The following is a 17830-nucleotide window of genomic DNA, read 5'->3' as shown; positions in this document are numbered from 1 at the left end:
CTCCCCCTTAGGCCCGACCATCTGCACGGGCGCGCATCGGCCCGCCGAGGAATGGCGCAAAGCCCGTGCCCATGATGACGCCGATATCGGCAAGATCGGCATTGGCGACGACGCCCTCGCCCACGACGATCTCCGTCGTATCGACCAGCGGCTTTACCAGCTCACGCCCGAGCGCCACGAGATCGGCATGGGGCGGCGTCGAGCCCTTCACGGCCTTGCCATTCTCCCACTTGTAAAAGCCTTCATTGGTCTTGCGGCCCAATTTGCCCTCGGCAATCAACCGCGCAAACTTGCTGTCCGACGGCACGGCATGACCCAATTCGGTCGCCACCGACTTGCCAACATCGAGCCCCACCGTATCCATCAGTTCGATCGGCCCCATGGGCATCCCAAAGGCCACTGCCGCCGCATCAAGCAATTCCTTGCTCTCGCCGCGCTCGACCCGCTCCACAGCGCCCAGCATATAGGGCATGAGCACGCGATTGACCAAAAAGCCCGGCGCCGATTTCACCACCACCGGCGACTTGCCAATGGCCAGCGCAAAACTCGCGCCCTTGCCGATGGCTTCATCCGAATTGAACTTCGACTTGATCACCTCAACCAGCGGCAACTGCGCCACCGGGTTGAAGAAGTGCAGGCCAATCAACCGCCCCGGCTCCTTCAGTGCCTCGGCAATGCGTTCCAGCTCGATGGAAGACGTATTGGTCGCAAGGATCGCGCCCGGCTTGAGCTTGCCCTCCACGCCGGAGAAAATCGACTGCTTCACTTCGAGCTTTTCGACCACTGCCTCGATAATCACATCGGCCCGCGGCACACCATTGCCCTGCGGGTCCGGCGTCAGCCGCAGCATGGCGGCATCGACTTCGTGCTTCTTCTTGTAGCGCTTCTGGAACAGCTTTTTGGCCCGATCGAGCGCCGGCTGAATGCGCGCCATATCGAGGTCCTGCAGCGTGACACTCATGCCACGATAGGCACACCAAGCCGCAATATCGCCGCCCATGACACCCGCGCCGATGACATGCACCCGCGAGAACTTTGCGCCCTTCAAACCCTGCTTCTTCAGCCCCTCGGACATGAAGAACACACGCCGCAGATTGGTGGCCGTCGGCGAGCCCATCAGCGGCACGAAGGCATCGACCTCCCCGCGCACCATGGCCTGCCAGTCATTGCCGTGCTGCTCGAACAGCTCGATCAGCGCATAGGGTGCGGGATAATTGACGCGATTGGCCTTCTTGCCGACCTCTTCGCGCATCTTGTTGGCGACATAGTCACGCAACAGCGGCCCAGCCATGGCGCGCTTGCCAAAACCCGCCGGCTTTGACTTGCGGTTTTGCAGCACCGCCTTGCGCCCTTCCCAGCGCAGCATGTCGCGATGCCTTACGAGCTTGTCGACGAGATTGAGCCCCCGCGCTGCTCCAGCCTTCAGCATCTTGCCGGTGAGCATGATCTGCATCGCATCGACCGGACCCGCCTGACGGATCGAACGCCCCGTGCCGCCAAAGCCCGGGAAAATCCCGAGATTGACCTCTGGAAATCCGATGCGGGTTTTGTCGTCATTGACCGCGATGCGGTAGTGGCAGGCCAAGGCCAGTTCGAGCCCGCCGCCGAGACAAAACCCGTGAATACCGGCAACGAACGGAATTTTGAGATTCTCGATCCGGGCGAACAGCGCATGCGTGCGCCGCAGCGCCTCGGGCAGCACCGAAAAGTCGCTCATCGCATCGAACTCGGAAACGTCGGCACCCGCGATAAAGCCACTCTCCTTGCCCGAGAGCAGCACCACGCCGACCAGTTCCTTGCTGTTGGCAAGGTCCTCGAACCGCGCCACCAGCGTTTCGAGTTCCATGATGGCTTCGCGGCTCAGCACATTCACCGGTCCGCCAGGCGAGTTGATCGTGAGCCAGCCGATATTCTCGATATCGGTATGAAAACTCCAGTGCTTGGTCTCGGTTGCCTGTGGGGCGATCATGCTTGCTCCTCGGTATTCCCTGTCGATCCGCCGGCTTCTTATTCGGCTGCCGCGCGCGGCTCGGTCTGTTTCAGGATGTCCTTGTCGAAATCATCGACATGCACAGCCCGTTCCGTCGCCTCATCCGCCGCCCGCATGATCCCGGCCTCGTTGTCATTGATGACCCCGGCCTTGACCGCGTCGACGATGGCATCCCGATCGAGCCGCCGTTCGAACACGCCGCGGCGCGACGCCTTGATGAACCGCGCCTCGATATCCTCGGCCTCCGTCACCTTGATGAAGGCATCTTCGAGAACGCCTGTGACATCATTTGGGTCCGTCGTGACATAGACGCCTGTCGTCAACCGGTCGCGGAAAGCACCCGGCCGCAGCACGGCGCGCACGAAGCGATAATTGACCCGATCACTGGCGCGCTTGGCATGCCGCCCCAGCGGGAAGCAGAGAATCCGCATGGCCCAGGCAAAGAAGGGATTGGGGAAGTTGTCGAACACTTCGCCAAAACTCTTTTCGATGGAGGCGATCCGGTCGGCCATGATGGCTTCAACCAGTTCCTTGTCCTCGGCAATCCGCCCCTCTTCGTCAAAACGCTTCAGCGTTGCCGACATGAGGTAAAGGTCGCCCAGAAGATCAGCCATGCGCCCCGAAAGCTTCTGCTTGCGCTTCAGCGCACCGCCCAGCACCACCGTGGTCCAGTCGGCCACCAGCGCAAAATCCTGCGAATAGCGATGCAGCTTCCGATACCACCCAGCCATCGGCCCATCATTGGGCGAAGAGGCAAAGGCGCCATTGGTGAGGCCATGCAGAAAACTCGCCACGATATTGCGCAGCATGAACGCCGTATGCCCGCCAAAGGCCTTGTCGAACGCGTCGATGCCCGCCTTGCGATCCCGATTCTGCGCCGCCTCAACTTCCTTGAGCAGGTATGGATGCGCACGCAACACGCCCTGCGCAAAAGTCATCAGCGTGCGCGTCAAAATGTTCGCGCCTTCCACGGTGATGGCCACCGGCAGCGCCTGATAGGCACCAAAGAGATAATTCCCCGGCCCATCCTGAATGGCACGGCCACCCTGAATATCGAAAGCATCGTCCATGCTGTCGCGCATGGCTTCCGTCGTCGTATATTTCAGCAATCCCGCTATCACCGCCGGACGCTGGCCTTCATCGACCATCGACGCCGTCAGCCGCCGCGCCGCCTCAAAGCTATAGGCACGCTTGATCATTTCGCCGAGCGGCTCGGCCACGCCTTCCATGATCCCGACCGGAATACCGAACTGCCGGCGCACACGGGCATAGGCCGAGGTGGCGCGCAGCGTCGCCTTGATCGAGATCGAGCCAATGGCCGGCAGCGAAATGGCACGGCCGGTGGCGAGGCACTCCATCAGCATGCGCCAGCCCTGCCCGGCATAATCGGTGCCACCGATGAGATAATCGATCGGCACGAACATATTGGTGCCGCGCACCGGACCATTCATGAAGGCCTGCCGCGCCGGATAGTGCCGGCGCCCGATATCCAGCCCCGGATGATCGCTGGGAATAAGCGCCAGCGTAATGCCGATATCCTCGCCACGCCCCAGCAGATTGTCCGGGTCCTTGAGGATGAAAGCCAGACCCACCAGCGTCGCAATCGGTGCGAGCGTAATATAGCGCTTGTCGAAGGTCAGGTTGACGCCGAGCGTCTCCTGCCCGTTCCACATGCCCTTGGTGACAATGCCGATATCGCGCATGCCACCGGCATCGGAGCCGGAATGCACGCCGGTCAGCGCAAAGCACGGAATGTCTTTACCGGTCGCCAGGCGATGCAGATATTTTTCCTTCTGCGCCGGCGTACCGTATTTTTCGAGCAGTTCGCCCGGCCCCAGAGAATTGGGCACCATGACGGTAATGCCCGCCGCCACCGAGCGGCTGGCGATCTTCGACACGATCATCGACTGCGCCTGCGCGGTAAAACCGAGGCCACCATGCTCCTTGCCGATGAGCATGCCCAAAAATCCCTTGTCGCGCAGGAACTGCCAAAGCTCGGGCGACAGGTCCGCACGGTTGTGGCGGATATCCCAGTCGTCGATCATCTTGCAGGCGGTTTCGGTCTCGTTATCGAGAAAGGCCTGCTCTTCCGCCGAAAGCGTCAGCGGCCGGATTTTCGTCAGCTTGTCCCAGTCCGGCCGCCCCGAAAACAGTTCTGCGTCCCAACCCACAGTGCCGGCATCGAGCGCCTCCTGCTCCGTGCGGCTCACCTTGGGCAGGATGGATTTGACGGCCCCAAAGATCGGCGTGACCAGCACGGCCTTGCGTATCGGCTCAAGGCTGAGCGCCAGCATCACGACGCCGAGGACGATAAGTACCCAGCTCCCAAAGCCCAGACCATAGGTCGCTCCGCTGGTCGCAAACTGCACGCCCGACAGAAGACCAATAGCGATTGCCGCCGCGCCCCATTGCCAGAGCGGGCTCTCGCGCATGGCCAGCGTGGCGAACACCGCAACGGCAATCAAGATAAGCAATAGGGTCACTGCACTGTCCTCCTCGAACGGCGCGACACCAAGATTGGAGGCGTCGCCCGCCATGCCAAACCGCCGGACCGATCTGAGCGGAACCAGCCCTTATGCCTCACGTCACCCTAGACCATGACGCAGCATTTGTTGACTGCACTCTAGCAAGCTTTACGTAAACGTCAACTAAACGCCGCAAACGTCCACTTTGGGCCGATGCGAGGCCTATCCCAGGCTCAGCATGCGCCCTGGTTCTTTAGGCGAGGTTTCCCACCGCAGCATTGGCGTTAAATCGTTCGCGATAGGCCCCGACCCCGAGCCCGGTAATGCGCTGGAACACCCGCCTGAACGCGGCAGGGTCCTTGTACCCGACATCCCAGGCGATCTGTTCCACCGAGTCCCGGCTGAATTCGAGTTTTTCGCGGGCCAGCGCCACGCGCAGGTCCTGCACATATTCGGTCGGCCTGACCCCGGTCGCTTTCTGGAACCGGCGCAAAAACGTCCGCGTTTCGAGCCCAGCCTCAGCGGACATGGCCTCCACGGACACTTCCTTGCCCGCCCGTCCCTGCAGCCAGTGCTGCACCTTCAGGATCGCCTTGTCGCCATGCGTCAGATTGGGCGCAAAGCGTGAATAGTGCCGCTGCTCCCGCCCAGCAGGATCGACCAGCAAAAACTTCGCCGTATCCGCCATCACAGTCGGTCCGAGAATCCGATGCACCAGCCGCAGGCCGAGATCGGTCCAGGCGAGCATGCCGCCGGCAGTGATGATGTCGCCGTCTTCGACGATGATGTCGCCCGGGGTCATATCGACATCGGGAAAGGCGGCCCGAAAGGCATCGGCATAAAGCCAGTGTGTCGTCGCCCGGCGGCCCGAGAGGAGCCCCGCATGGCCGAGCATGAACGCGCCCCCGCAGATGGAAGCCAGGGTCGAGCCGGCCTTGTGACGCTCATGGATCCAGGGCACGAAATCGGTGACCTCGTCGGCTCGAAGGGCATCGGCGAGACGGCCAGGAATAATGACGATCACCGGCTGCCCCCCGGCCTCCGGTGCGCTGTCAAAAGTGCGCGAAAAACCCCCTTCGCCCAGCTTCCAGTGCGTGGTCCTGATGCGCTCGGGCCCGCCATGCTGGCGCGCATAGTCATTGGCGACCTCAAAGGCATCGGTGAGGCCGTGGACCGAGGCCATGGCGCAGCCGGGGTAGAGCATGAGGCCAATTTCGGTGTGTCGAATGGCGTCCAGTTTCTTTGTCACTTCCGGACCTGATTCTGTCACTTGCGACAATCGTCGCTCGCCTTGGACCACTCTAAGTTCAACTCATCACAGCGAACAAGGGGTTCGCCAAACACTGAGGAGACTAAAATGACCAACACGATCGTTCTTATCCATGGCGCCTGGCTCAATGCTCTTTCCTGGGAAAAGGTGAAGGCCCGCTACGAAGCCCAGGGTTTTAATGTCATCGCCCCCGACTGGCCGTTTGACAATCGCACCCCGGCCCAGCTCCGCGCCGCCCCGGCCAAGGAACTCGCCACCCTGAGCCAGAGCAGGATTCTCGACCACTACGAAGCCATCATCCGCGCTCTTCCCGAAAAGCCGATCCTGATCGGTCACTCGCTCGGCGGTGTCTTCGTGCAGCATCTACTGTCCCGTGGTCTCGGTGTTGCCGGCGTCGCCATCAACCCCGCTCCGACACCCGGCGTGCCGCTCGGACCCCAGGCCATCGTCTCGGCCCTGCCGGTCTTCTCCGATCTCTTCTCGTGGAAGAAGGCCAAGGTGATGAGCCGCGATTTCTTCGCCAGCCGCTTCGCCCAGACCCAGGATATCGCCGATGTCGATGCAAACTACGATCACTACGTCGTCCCGACCCCCGGCCGGGTCTACTGGAACGGCGTCGTCAACCCGATCAAGATCGACTGGGCCAAGCAGAACCGTGCTCCGCTCCTCCTGATCGGCGGCGGCAAGGACCTGATCGCCGATGCCTCGATGACCCGGGCCATCTACAACAAGCAGCGCAAGGCCAGGACGCAGACCGACCTCCACATCTTCGAGGATCGTTCGCACTGGACGCTGATGGACAAGGGTTGGGAACAGGTCGCCGACATGGCTCTCGACTGGGCCGTGGCCCAGGCTGCCGACGGCAAGCCGCAGCTCCGCGCCGTTGCCTGAGGTTTCCGCCTCATGCAACGAACAGGTTAAGGGCCCCGCTCCAGCGGGGCCCTTTGCCGTCAGGCCGGCCCCACGACCATGATGATCTCCAGCACGCCACTTTCGGGAATGGAGATTTTCTTGCGCACCGCATCCTTGAGCGGCAGCAGATAGCCCCCCTCCTTGGGAAAAAGCGAAGTGCGAAACGTGACCTCGCCGATCACCGCCTCGACCGGAATGACGCCCCAGCCATAGGACACAGCCTTGGCCATCTCCCCAACTTGCCGCGCCACCTCTTCCGGCAGCCGCGCAAAGTAGAACGGCGCCGGCCCGCGCCAGTGGATGACTTCGGCCTCGAAACGAAATTCCGACACGTTTTGCCTTCCCTCCGCATTGCTCAGATCAGTGGGGAACGCAGGTACCCCAAAGGCAGTTGTTTGACGCTAACGTAAAGCCGTGAAATAGTTCTTCCTGCATGCTGGCGGAGGAAGCGACGGAACATACCGCGCTGCCGGCATCACGAGGAGGAAACAAGGCATGTCGACCGAGACTCATTCGCCCGACCGCGTTCGTCCCTGGCTCGCCAGCTACCCCGAAGGGATCGAGTGGCAAACCGAGATCGACACGACCCCGGTGCATGAACAGGTTCTGGCCGCCTGTGCGCGCAACCCTTCCGCCGTGGCCCTCGACTTCCTCGGTGGCACCACCACTTTCGGCGACCTGGCGAAGAAGATCGTCGCCTTTGCCGGCGCCCTCCAGTCCCAATATGGCGTCAAGAAGGGCAGCCGCGTCGCGCTCATGCTGCCCAATACGCCCTTTTATCCCATCGCCTATTATGGCGTGCTCCGCGCCGGCGGCACGGTGGTCAATTGCAACCCGCTCTATACCGTTCCGGAACTGAGCCACATCACCAAGAATGCCGGCGCCGATATTCTGATCACGCTCGATCTCAAGCTGATCTTTGAAAAGGCCGAGGCGCTGCTCACCGCCGGCCACGTCAAATCGCTGGTCGTCTGCCATTTCCCCGACGCCCTGCCGCTGGCGAAAAAGGTCCTGTTCTCGCTCTTCAAGCGCAAGGACCTCTCCAATCCCTCGCGGTCCGTGCATGTTGGAAAAATCCGTGCCTTCGATGACCTGATTGCGGCGAAGGAGACCCCGAGCGCCGTCCATATCGACGCCAGGACCGACATCGCGGTGCAGCAATATACCGGCGGCACCACCGGCATCCCCAAGGGCGCGCTGCTGACCCATGCCAATATCGCGGCCAATATGAGCCAGATCGACAAATGGGGCTGCGGGCTCTTCTACCCGCCCTCAAAGGTCGTGGCTGTCCTGCCCTTCTTCCACATCTTTGCCATGACCGTCTGCATGAACGTGCCGCTCTGTAATGGCACGCAGGTGATCATGCTGCCGCGCTTCGAATTGAAGGCCCTGCTCGATCTTCTCATGCGCACCAAGGCCAATGTCCTGCCCGCCGTGCCGACCCTGCTCAATGCCATCGCCCGCGCCGACACGGCCACGGCCGAACACCTGGCAAGCCTCGAAGTCGCCATTTCCGGCGGCGCGGCGCTACCCGATGAAGTCCGCCACGCCTTCGCAAAAAAATCGAAAGCCATCCTCGCCGAAGGCTATGGCCTCACCGAAGCCTCGCCCGTCGTCTGCTGTGCCGCCCTGCGCGTGCCCTCAAAGCCCATGTCCATCGGCCTGCCTCTGCCGGGCACCGATATCCGCTTTGTCGATGTCGACAAGCACAAGGAAGTCGGCATCGGCGAAAACGGCGAATTGCAGGTCAAAGGCGCCCAGGTCATGTCGGGCTACTACAACAATCCCGAAGCATCGGCCGAAGCCTTCGATGACGGCTGGCTGCGCACCGGCGATGTCGGCCATGTCGATGAAGACGGCTATGTCTTCCTCGTCGACCGCATCAAGGACCTGATCATCTGTTCCGGTTTCAACGTCTATCCGCGCACCATCGAGGAAGCGCTGATGACCCATGAAGCGGTCGAGGAAACCAATGTCATCGGCGTGCCCGACGACTATCGCGGCGAGGCGCCGGTCGCCTATGTAAAGCTCCGCGAAGGCAAAACGGTCAGCGAAGCCGACCTCAAACATTTCCTTGGCGACAAGCTCAACAAGATCGAGATGCCCAAGGAAATCATCTTCAAGGACGCGCTCCCCAAGACGCTGATCGGCAAGCTCAGCAAGAAAGAGCTGCGCGAAGAATATGCCCAGAAGAAAGCCAAAAAGCAGTGACTTCCTCCGACGCCGATAGCCCGGATCTTTATTCCATCGCCGATCTCGCCCGCGAATTCGGCATCTCGACCCGGGCCATCCGCTTCTATGAAAGCAAGGGCCTGATCGCGCCCGAACGGCTGGGCGCCACCCGCGTCTTCCGCCGCCGCGATCGCGCCCGGCTGATCCTGATCCTGCGCGGCAAGCGCCTCGGCTTCTCGCTGCGCGATATTTCCGACTATCTCGCGCTCTACGACGCCGACCGTGGCCAGCAGGTCAATCTTCTCGCCGAAAAGGTCGACGAGCGTCTAAAATTGCTTGAACAACAATTGGCAGACCTGCAAACCACGATTGCCGAACTGCAAGAAATCCGCAAACTTGCCCGGACACGAGTCTCCTCTGCGAGTTAGGCCATGTCAGAATTGTTCGCGTCCCTGACAGACGGTATCGGCCATCCCAATCGCTGGCCCTGCGCCATGCTGGTCTGCAGCCAGACCGAAGCCCGTCGCAATGGCGTCGAATGGGCCCCGAGCCACATCATCTCCATCTATGGCCCGGAAAGCCGCTATCTCGGCCTGCCCGATTTCGATCAGACCCGCCAGCTCCATGCCCGCTTCGAGGACGTCGCCGATCCCGCCGCCCCAGGCGCGCCGACCCGCACCCATATCGAAGAGATCATGGCCTTCGTCGATGGCCTGCCAAAAGACGCGCGTCTGATGATCCACTGCCTGCAAGGCAGCACTCGCGGCGCCGCTACCGCGCTCGGCATTCTCTCGCGCTATCTGCCCGCCGATAAAGCGGGCCAAGCGATCTTCAAGACGTTTCCAAACGTCGCGCCCAGCCCACTCGTCATCGCGCTCTGGGACAAGGTCCTTGGCCTCGATGGCAAGCTGATCAAGGCCGGCCGGAAATTCCCGACCTCGGGCCTCCGCCGCGCCGTCGCCTGAACCAGACCATTCAGGCCGTCATCGAAAAGAGATTGCCCGACGCCGCCTGGCCCGCCCCAATGCTGGCCATGTAGGCACCGCGCGCCTGATCGAGACGCCGCACGGCGCTCTCGATCTTGTCGCCGGTCAACGCTTCCTCGCTCCCCAGCATTGTCAGGATGGTCGAGATGCCTTCAGCGACGCGCAGGCCCACTGCGCCGCTGGCGCTGAGGTCCTTTTGCGCGGCCGTGACGAGCTTGGCCAGCGTCTGCCTTAGTGAAACCTGCTTGGTGCGCAGTTCAAGATTGTCGGCCGCGCCCGCCACAACCACGCGATCATAGCCAACGATCACGGACTCAAAGCCATCCTCAACCAGCTGCGAACCGTTGACATAGCTTTGTTTGCCGGTCTCAACCTGTTCAGAACCCACCTTCACGCGCTCGCTGCCCACCACGACCGTTTCGGTTCCGGTTAGCACCTCTTCGGTGCCGGTCTGTTCGGAAACCGTACCGGTCTGCTGGGCCGTCGTTTGTCCGGCGACGAAGCCGAGCTTATCGAGCGCGGTGCCCGATACATCGAGAAAGCCATTGGGCACTTCGGCCAGCGTCAGGCTCTGGGCATTGTCGGTCGACAAGATGAGCTTTCCGCCCGCCCCGATCTGCGCCTCGACATGGTCGATACTGCCCAGTGCCGAAGTCAGTGCCGTCTGGAACGATCCGGCCATGGCGGTATAGGCAAAATTCTGCGTCACCCCATTGGAGGTCACCGCAATATTGGTCCCGGTGAATTTTACCGTGGAAGCGGCCGCGCCATCGACCTGCACCGAAAAGTCGGCTTTTTCATCAAGCCCGGCCGTCGCCGCCGATGCGAAGCCGCTGATGTCTCGCGTGCCTGTCACCTTGGTTTCATAGACCGCGCGCTGCGTATAGACCGGCCGCGTCTCATAGACATTGCGCTCTTCCGTAACGTCCCGATCTTCGAACCGATCGCGCGTCACATAGATTGGGCGGCTGGCATAGAGCGGCTGGCTGGAAAATTTGATGCGCGAGCCATAGCGCGCCTCAAAGCTCACCTCTTCGCGCGCCGCAGGCTGCTGCACCACGGTTTTCAACGCCAACAGGCCCTGCCGCGCGGATTGAAACCGCGACGGTACGCTTGGCTGGTTGTAGCTGTCAGCGGTAATGGCCATGAGGATCCCCGATCTCGATCCTCTATCCCGGCGCTCGCTAAACGAGCCCCAAGAATTTGCCCTGCATTTTATCGACCGACGCGGTCACCCATCCGACGCGCCGACGAAGGCATCCATATCCTCGAGCCGCGCCGCCTCCTGCGCCGGCTTGTCCCACCGGATCCTGCTTATCCGCGGAAACCGCAATGCCACGCCCGATTTGTGCCGCCCGCTCTTTTGCGCCGAGTCAAATGCCACCTCGAAAACCAGCTCCTTCTTCACCTCGCGCACCGGCCCGAAACTGCCCGTGGTATTGGCGCGGATCCACTTGTCGAGCTGCTTCAGCTCTTCATCGGTAAAGCCGAAATAGGCTTTTCCGATCGGCACGATCTCGTTCCCCTTCCAGACCCCAAACGTGTAGTCCGAATAATAGGAACTGCGCTTGCCATGCCCGCGCTGCGCATACATCAGCACCGCGTCAACGACATTGGGATCGCGCTTCCACTTGAACCAGAACCCCTTGGGCCGCCCCGGCACATAGGGCGCCGTCCGGAGTTTGATCATCACCCCTTCATGGCCATGCTCGTCGGCGCCCTGCCGCCGCAGTTTTCCAAGGTCATCCCAATCCCCGAACGGCAGCACCTCGGAGAGATCGAGTCGCGTCTGTGGATTTTTGCCAAACCAGGCCTCGAGCCGCGCTCGCCGCCCCTCCCAGCCCAGCGCCCGAATATCCTCCTCGCCATCAAAGAGCATGTCGTAGACGCGCACAAAGGCCGGTAGCTCCTGCATCTGCTTGGTCTGAGCCACCTTGCGGTTCAGCCGCTGCTGCAGATCGTTGAAACTCCTCGCTTCGAAGTCATGCCCGACCAGCAATTCGCCATCTAGCACCGCCCGACCCATGACATTGTCCACGACATCAGGAAAAGAACCGCTGATCTCGTCGCCAGTGCGCGAAAACATCGACACACCCTGCGCACCCATCACCAGCTGCACGCGAATGCCGTCCCACTTCCACTCGGCCGAAAAATCTCTGGGATCGAGCTTTTCGAAATCCTTCTCCTCGATCGGATTGGACAGCATCAGCGGATGAAACCGCGCAGCATTGTCGATATCCGGCCGCCCCGCCTTGCCTTCGAGCCAGGCAAAAAGATTGGCATAGGGCGGCTTCAGCCCATGCCAGACCTCCTCGATATCCTGCAGCTCGACCCCGCTCATTTCCGCCAAAGCGGTCTTGGCCAACCGCGCCGAAACACCAATGCGCAGCGCCCCGGTCGCCAGTTTTACCAGTGCCCACCGCTCATGAATGGCGGCCTGACTGAGGAGCCCGCCGATCACCCTCGGCAATTCCGCCTTGCTGGTGTGGTTGAGCAAATCGACGAGCTCGGAAAGCCCCGGCAAGTCCCCCTCGGCCTTGTGCGGCCAGATCAGCGCAATGGTCTCCCCGAGATCGCCGACATAATCGTAGCTCAGCGCAAACAGCGTTGGGTCGACCTCGGCCAGCACCGTATCGCGCAGCAAAGCCGGCTTCACATTGCTGATGTCCATTTCGCTTGTGAGAACCGCCAGCGCGATACCGCGATCGGGGTCCGGCACTTCGGAAAAATACCGCTTCAGCGCCTCGATTTTTCGCCTCCGCGACGGCGTCAGGGCGAGGAGTTCCAGAAGATCGGCGAACCGCTTCATTCCCCGCCCTCCCCGCCATCGTCATCGAGCCCCGGCAGTGCCAATGGCTCGGCATTGAGGCCTTGGCTCTTGCACCAATAGACCAGCGCATCCTCGCGCCCATGCGTCACCCACACGGTCTCGGCCCCGCTTTCGAGGATCGAGACATTGAGTTCACCCCAGTCGCAGTGGTCTGAAATCACCAGCGGCAATTCCACCAGCGCCTGCCTTGCCCGTTGCTTGACGCTCATCCAGCCCGAAGCCTGGCACACCACCGGATCGGGAAAGCGCCGGCTCCAGCGATCGCGAATGGCCGAAGGCGGCGCAATGACGATCTGCCCCATCATCTCCGCCCTCCCCATGCCCGTCGCCGGCAGGAGCTCGCCAAGCTCGACGCCCAGCGATTGATAGAGTTCGCAAAGCCTGATCATCGCGCCATGCAAATAGATCGGCTTGTCCCAACCGGCATCGCGCAACAGCGCAATCACCCGCTGCGCCTTCCCCAGCGCATAACAACCAATGAGATGGCTCCGCTCCGGCTGCGCCGCGACCGATTTCAGCAGTCGCGCAATCTCATCCTTGGGGTCAGGATGCTGAAAGACCGGTAACCCAAAGGTGGCCTCGGTAATAAGCAGGTCACAGGAAACCGGCTCATAAGGCTGCGCCGTCCGATCCCGCAGCCGCTTGTAGTCTCCTGTGACCACCGCCCGCTGCCCCTCGGCCTCGATAAGCACCTGTGCCGAACCCAGAATGTGCCCCGCCGGAAACAACGTGACCGTCGCCCCATCAATCTTCAGCGGGTCACGAAAATCCAGCGCCTCAAACCGCCCGGCACAATCCTCGCCATAGCGCACCTTCATGATCTCGATCGTATCTGATGTCGCGAGCACCGCCCCGTGACCCGATCGGGCATGGTCGGCATGCCCATGGGTAATGATCGCCCGCGCCTTCGGCTCGGACGGATCGATCCAGGCGTCGATTGCGGGCACATAGAGATTGCGGTCGATAACTGGCTTGTCCATCAGACTCTCCACAACGGCAAAATCGGCAGCCCGGTTCAGGCAACACGGCAATTTCGGCACGGCAGGTTCTGCCGTGAGGCAACACCAGCGCCCGCCAACCCACAAAATCCCCAGGAGTCGCGGCCTCCCGGCGCTGGCAAGCTCCTTGCATTGATTGAGACACCATCCCTCCTGTCATGGTCTGTCATGATCACCTCCGCCTTGAGCTCCATCTCCCTGATCAATTCCCCGCTCACCATGAGCTCGGGCAAGGTCACCAATCAGATCAAGCCCAGCGCCGAGGAAGAATTCCTCGAAATCGCCCGCATGTCCCCGGCCGAACGCCTGCGCATGCAGATTCTGGAAAGCATGGGCATGAGCGAAGACTCCGTCGCCTCAATGGATCCAGAGGCCCGCGATGCCATCGAGGACGAAATCAGCCGCCGCATGATGCAAGCGCTGACCGGCAAGGACGATGCCGAACCGGGCTCGCTCGTCGACATGATGGCCTAAAACCTTGCCAAGCCGGACGCCAACCGGCAAACCGGGGGCCAGGCCAACATTCGGGAACACGCCATGCGCCGCACGACCCACGCCCCCGGCACCGTCCATCGCTTGACCATCGACAGCAAGGCCCTCGCCGGCAATCGCCTCGGCGACCCGACAGCGCGCCTTGTCGACGTCTACATCCCCGCCGACCACACCGGTGAAGGCCTGCCGCTGCTCGTCGACCTCGTCGGCTACACCGCCGGCGGCCCCGCCCATACCGCCTGGAAGAATTTCGGCGAAAACGTCCCCGAGCGCCTCGATCGCCTGATCGGCGACAAGAAAATGCCGCCCGTCGTCGTTGCCTTCCCCGATTGTTTTTCCCGCCTCGGCGGCAATCAATATGTGAACAGCCCCATTCTCGGAAATTATCAGGACTTCCTCACCGCCGAAATGGTCCCCTTCGTGGAAGAAAAATTCTCCTGCGGCGGCAGTGGCAAGCGCGGCGTCTTCGGCAAGTCCTCGGGCGGCTTCGGCTCGCTGGTCCATGCCATGCTGCACGCCGATTTCTGGTCTGCCGCCGCCAGCCATTCGGGCGATGCCGGCTTTGAAAATCTCTATATCCCGGAATTCCCCAACAGCCTGCGGGCCCTCGCGAAATCAGACAATTCCATCGAAACCTGGATGCGCGCTTTTGAAGCCAAGCAGAAGATCGACGGCAAGGACACGCTCCTGCTCATGATCCTCGCCCAGGCCGCCAGTTTTGACCCCGATCCGGAGCCGAGCACCTTCCTCGGCCTCCGCCTGCCCGTCACTCTGGACACTTGCGAGCTGATCGAAGAGCGCTGGGCCAATTGGCTCAAATGGGATCCGGCCCGGATGGTCGAAACCCACGCAAAATCCGTCGCCAAACTGAAGGGCTTTTACTTCGATTGCGGTACCGAGGATCAATACAACATCCTCTACGGCTCCCGCCGCATCCACCGCACGCTCGAGCAGAAGGGCATCGCCCACCGCTACGAGGAATTCCCGGACAATCATTCCAGCGTCGATTATCGCATGGATATCAGCCTGCCATTTCTGGCCGAGACGCTGTCACGCTAGCCGGCCCGGGCTTCACTCCGGGCCATCCTACCCACACGGTGTCATGCCCGCGAAAGCGGGAATCCCTGTTCCGACACCAGAACGGGTGAGCAAGAATCAGTAGTGCGGCGGCGGCTTTTCGCTCGACGGATCAGCGATATAGCCGCCGCTGCGCACCTGCTCTTCCATGACTTCGATCTTGCGCCGCAGCTGCTCGATCACGGTCCACTGCTCGGTAATGACGGCGTTGAGATCCTCGATGGTCTGATCCTGGAAAGCCACACGGCTTTCGAGGCGCTCAAGCCGCTCGTTCTGATCTTGATCTGCCATGGCCGCTTCCTTGCAAAGACCGGCCCCAGATAGTCCTCGCCACCGCCCTCCGCAAGTTATCCCTACACGGGAGAGTGTTAACCCAATGGGGAACCTCTCACCCTCCAGAGCCATTGACTCCCCGACAATGAACAGCGGGAGCCGCAAATGGCGACCTTGACGGCGAAAGAAAATAGCCTGCATCCGACCGCTCACGCGGTCGATTTCGGCGCCTTGGCACGCCTGGCGCTCTCAGCCGTTCTGCCGCTTGCCGCCTTTGGCGCCGCCAATTTCCTGGCCGAAGCTGCCGGCCTCCAGCCGCACTTCTTCTCGCCTGCCGGGCTTCCGGGCTGGGCCGGTGCCGCCATTCATCTCGTCCTGCTGTTTTCCGTCGGTCTCGCCAGCGGCCTTGCCGCGAACAAGAACGGCAATGTCCTCCCCTGGGGCATCGCGCTCGTCGCTGCCATGATCGCATTCCCTTTTCCCGCTGCCGCGCTCGATTCCCTTGCTCTGGCGCTGGTCATGACCACGGTCCTGCTCCTCGCCCTGGCCACCAGCCTCCGCGTCGCCACGGCCTCCCCTCTTGGCGGCTGGTTGATGCTGCCGCTCCTTGTCTGGGTCGGCTTTGGCGCCGCTCTCGGCCTTGCTGTCGCTGCCGCCTGGAGCCCGCCCTTCGCCTTGATCAACGCGCAAAATCCGGCACCGGCAGCAAGCTAGGTCAGTTACCGCAAAGTGCCTTCTTGCGAGCCGCGCCTCTGCGTTCCATGTGAGGGCAATCTCATCTACTGGAGCGCAAGATGGCTCGCTTGCTCAAGATCGATGTCTTTACCGATGTCGTATGCCCCTGGTGCCTCGTCGGCTCGGCCCGTCTGGACCAGGCCCTCGCCAAACTCCCCGAAGACGTTGAAGTGGTCGTTGAAAACCACCCCTTCTATCTCGATCCCACCGTTCCGCCCGAAGGCGTCGATGTCGGCGAAATGCTGAAGGCCAAGTATGGCCGCGACCCCAAGGAAATGTGGGCGCGCGTTGAAGGCGAAGCCAAGAAAGCTGGCATCGATCTCGACCTCTCCCAGCAGCCGCGCATGTTCAACACTGCCAAGGCGCACACCATCACCCGGCTCTCAAAGCCCAATGGCAATCAGCACGAACTGGCCAATGCCATTGCCGAGGCCTATTTCCTCGACCACCAGCAGATCAACGACGACAACACTCTGGCCGATGTCGCGGTGAAATTCGGCTGGGATCGCGGCGACGCGCTCGACGCCATGAACGACGCCAACGAGCTCTCGATCACCGAACAGCTCGCGACCTCCGCCGCCCAGCAGGGCATTCGCGGCGTTCCCTTCTTCGTCTTCGGCGAGAAATACGCCCTGTCAGGCGCCCAGCCCGACGAGGTTTTTGCCCAGGCGCTCGACAAGACGATTTCCGAACTGTGACCCCAGGCATGTCTCCCGAAAGTGGCCACCGGTTTCGGGACAAAGACATGCTCAAAGACGCCGGGCCTGCTATAGGCTAGGCAAAGTCTGTTCGGGAACACGCCGGTGAAATTCATCCGCATCGGGGCCATTGCCCTCGTCCTCCTGGTCCTCGTGGTTTACACGGGGGCCGTGGGCTTCATGTATTTCAACCAGCGCGCCCTGCAATATGAGGCGACGGGCGAAGTAACGCCCCTCGCCGAAGCCGCACTCCCCAACGCCACGGAAATTTCCATTCCCGTCGATGGCGCCGTCATCAATGGCTGGTACCAGCCGCCCCAGCCCGGCAAGCCGCTGATCGTCTACTACAAGGGCAATTCCGGCAGCTTCTCGGGCGAACACGTCCGCTACGAACGCTTCGTCTCGGAGGGCTTTGGCTTTCTCGCCTTCGATTATCGCGGTTTTCCTATGTCTCCCGGCACCATCACCGAAGCCGGCATTTTAGCCGACGCCATCGCCGCCTATGACTGGGCCGCGACGCAAAACGTTCCCATCGTCATCTGGGGCCGCTCGCTCGGTACGGGCCCGGCGACCTATGTCGCCAGCGAGCGGGACGCCAAGGCGCTGCTGCTCGAAACGCCCTTCCTTTCCGCCGTCACCGTTGCCGCCGAACGCTATCCCATTCTTCCGGTGAACTGGGTCATGCTCGACCAGTTCCGCTCCAATGAGTGGATCGCCGATGTCACCGAGCCCGTCATGGTCGCCCACGGCACCGGTGACCGCACCATCGACGTCTCCAATGGCGAACGCCTCTATGCCCTCGCCCCCAATCCCGACGAACTCTGGATCGTCCCCGAAGCCGGCCACTCCGACCTCTGGAAAGCCGGCATCTGGGACAAGGCCAGGGCCTTCTTCATCCGCGCGGGCGCAGTGAACTGACAAAGCCTATCTAG

Annotated in this window: 17 protein-coding genes; 9 read left to right on the top strand and 8 right to left on the bottom strand. The window is 61.7% G+C overall.

Going from position 1 to position 17830, the window contains the following annotated elements:
• Positions 1-7 precede the first annotated feature (7 nt).
• The 3 genes from ACSQ2A_RS07575 to ACSQ2A_RS07565 all read right to left on the bottom strand — a co-directional run bounded on the left by ACSQ2A_RS07575 (position 8) and on the right by ACSQ2A_RS07565 (position 5659).
• Positions 8-1969, bottom strand: coding sequence for a 3-hydroxyacyl-CoA dehydrogenase NAD-binding domain-containing protein (locus ACSQ2A_RS07575; RefSeq protein ID WP_436071723.1), 1962 nt, complete (start codon positions 1967-1969; stop codon positions 8-10).
• 38 nt (positions 1970-2007) lie between these two features.
• The gene (locus ACSQ2A_RS07570; protein WP_436071722.1) at positions 2008-4473 is read right to left on the bottom strand and encodes an acyl-CoA dehydrogenase; all 2466 of its coding nucleotides are present in this window, start codon (positions 4471-4473) and stop codon (positions 2008-2010) included.
• A gap of 235 nt (positions 4474-4708) precedes the next feature.
• Entirely contained in the window at positions 4709-5659 is a 951-nt protein-coding gene (locus ACSQ2A_RS07565; RefSeq protein WP_436072269.1) for a GlxA family transcriptional regulator, read from the bottom strand.
• A gap of 153 nt (positions 5660-5812) precedes the next feature.
• Between ACSQ2A_RS07565 and ACSQ2A_RS07560 the strand changes: the two genes are divergently transcribed.
• On the top strand, positions 5813-6616 hold the full coding sequence (locus ACSQ2A_RS07560) for an alpha/beta hydrolase (RefSeq protein WP_436071721.1): 804 nt from the start codon (positions 5813-5815) through the stop codon (positions 6614-6616).
• Positions 6617-6675: 59 nt separating this feature from the next.
• Here ACSQ2A_RS07560 and ACSQ2A_RS07555 read toward each other — a convergent pair whose 3' ends face one another.
• Positions 6676-6969 (bottom strand): DUF1905 domain-containing protein, encoded by a 294-nt coding sequence (locus ACSQ2A_RS07555; RefSeq protein ID WP_436071720.1) that lies wholly within the window; start codon positions 6967-6969, stop codon positions 6676-6678.
• 163 nt (positions 6970-7132) lie between these two features.
• On the opposite strand from ACSQ2A_RS07555, the gene ACSQ2A_RS07550 reads away from it, so the two are divergent.
• Genes ACSQ2A_RS07550 through ACSQ2A_RS07540 form a run of 3 tightly spaced genes read left to right on the top strand, consistent with a single transcriptional unit; the run spans position 7133 to position 9774 of the window.
• A complete protein-coding gene (locus ACSQ2A_RS07550) occupies positions 7133-8848 on the top strand; it encodes a long-chain-fatty-acid--CoA ligase (protein ID WP_436071719.1) in 1716 nt (571 codons plus the stop codon).
• Complete coding sequence (locus ACSQ2A_RS07545) at positions 8845-9237, top strand: MerR family DNA-binding protein (RefSeq protein ID WP_295414541.1); 393 nt, start codon at positions 8845-8847, stop codon at positions 9235-9237. Before ACSQ2A_RS07550 ends, ACSQ2A_RS07545 begins: the two co-directional genes overlap by 4 nt.
• Before the next feature lie 3 nt (positions 9238-9240).
• Entirely contained in the window at positions 9241-9774 is a 534-nt protein-coding gene (locus ACSQ2A_RS07540; RefSeq protein ID WP_436071718.1) for a phosphatase, read from the top strand.
• 10 nt (positions 9775-9784) lie between these two features.
• Here the strand turns inward: ACSQ2A_RS07540 and ACSQ2A_RS07535 are convergent, their stop codons facing one another.
• The 3 genes from ACSQ2A_RS07535 to ACSQ2A_RS07525 form a co-directional block, all read right to left on the bottom strand.
• Entirely contained in the window at positions 9785-10942 is a 1158-nt protein-coding gene (locus ACSQ2A_RS07535) for a hypothetical protein (protein WP_436071717.1), read from the bottom strand.
• A gap of 84 nt (positions 10943-11026) precedes the next feature.
• The gene (locus ACSQ2A_RS07530; RefSeq protein WP_436071716.1) at positions 11027-12604 is read right to left on the bottom strand and encodes a cisplatin damage response ATP-dependent DNA ligase; all 1578 of its coding nucleotides are present in this window, start codon (positions 12602-12604) and stop codon (positions 11027-11029) included.
• Positions 12601-13605 (bottom strand): ligase-associated DNA damage response exonuclease, encoded by a 1005-nt coding sequence (locus ACSQ2A_RS07525; RefSeq protein WP_436071715.1) that lies wholly within the window; start codon positions 13603-13605, stop codon positions 12601-12603. The genes ACSQ2A_RS07530 and ACSQ2A_RS07525 overlap by 4 nt, the downstream gene beginning before the upstream one ends.
• Positions 13606-13791: 186 nt before the next feature.
• On the opposite strand from ACSQ2A_RS07525, the gene ACSQ2A_RS07520 reads away from it, so the two are divergent.
• Positions 13792-14097 (top strand): hypothetical protein, encoded by a 306-nt coding sequence (locus ACSQ2A_RS07520; RefSeq protein WP_436071714.1) that lies wholly within the window; start codon positions 13792-13794, stop codon positions 14095-14097.
• A gap of 63 nt (positions 14098-14160) precedes the next feature.
• Positions 14161-15174 (top strand): alpha/beta hydrolase, encoded by a 1014-nt coding sequence (locus ACSQ2A_RS07515; protein ID WP_436071713.1) that lies wholly within the window; start codon positions 14161-14163, stop codon positions 15172-15174.
• A 96-nt stretch (positions 15175-15270) separates the two neighbouring features.
• Here the strand turns inward: ACSQ2A_RS07515 and ACSQ2A_RS07510 are convergent, their stop codons facing one another.
• Positions 15271-15483 carry a SlyX family protein gene (locus tag ACSQ2A_RS07510; protein WP_295414551.1) on the bottom strand — a complete coding sequence of 71 codons (213 nt, stop codon included), beginning with the start codon at positions 15481-15483 and terminating at the stop codon, positions 15271-15273.
• A gap of 147 nt (positions 15484-15630) precedes the next feature.
• Between ACSQ2A_RS07510 and ACSQ2A_RS07505 the strand changes: the two genes are divergently transcribed.
• The 3 genes from ACSQ2A_RS07505 to ACSQ2A_RS07495 all read left to right on the top strand — a co-directional run bounded on the left by ACSQ2A_RS07505 (position 15631) and on the right by ACSQ2A_RS07495 (position 17816).
• Positions 15631-16179 carry a tryptophan-rich sensory protein gene (locus ACSQ2A_RS07505; protein WP_436071712.1) on the top strand — a complete coding sequence of 183 codons (549 nt, stop codon included), beginning with the start codon at positions 15631-15633 and terminating at the stop codon, positions 16177-16179.
• 80 nt (positions 16180-16259) lie between these two features.
• The gene (locus ACSQ2A_RS07500; protein ID WP_295414554.1) at positions 16260-16898 is read left to right on the top strand and encodes a DsbA family oxidoreductase; all 639 of its coding nucleotides are present in this window, start codon (positions 16260-16262) and stop codon (positions 16896-16898) included.
• A 105-nt stretch (positions 16899-17003) separates the two neighbouring features.
• Positions 17004-17816, top strand: a complete 813-nt coding sequence (locus ACSQ2A_RS07495; RefSeq protein ID WP_436071711.1) for an alpha/beta hydrolase — start codon at positions 17004-17006, stop codon at positions 17814-17816.
• The last annotated feature ends 14 nt before the right edge of the window (positions 17817-17830 follow it).

The sequence above is a fragment of the Devosia sp. LjRoot3 genome (assembly GCF_964252865.1).
GTDB lineage: Bacteria > Pseudomonadota > Alphaproteobacteria > Rhizobiales > Devosiaceae > Devosia.
Note: the sequence above shows the minus strand (reverse complement) of the source record. Positions and strands in the feature narration are given on the sequence as shown.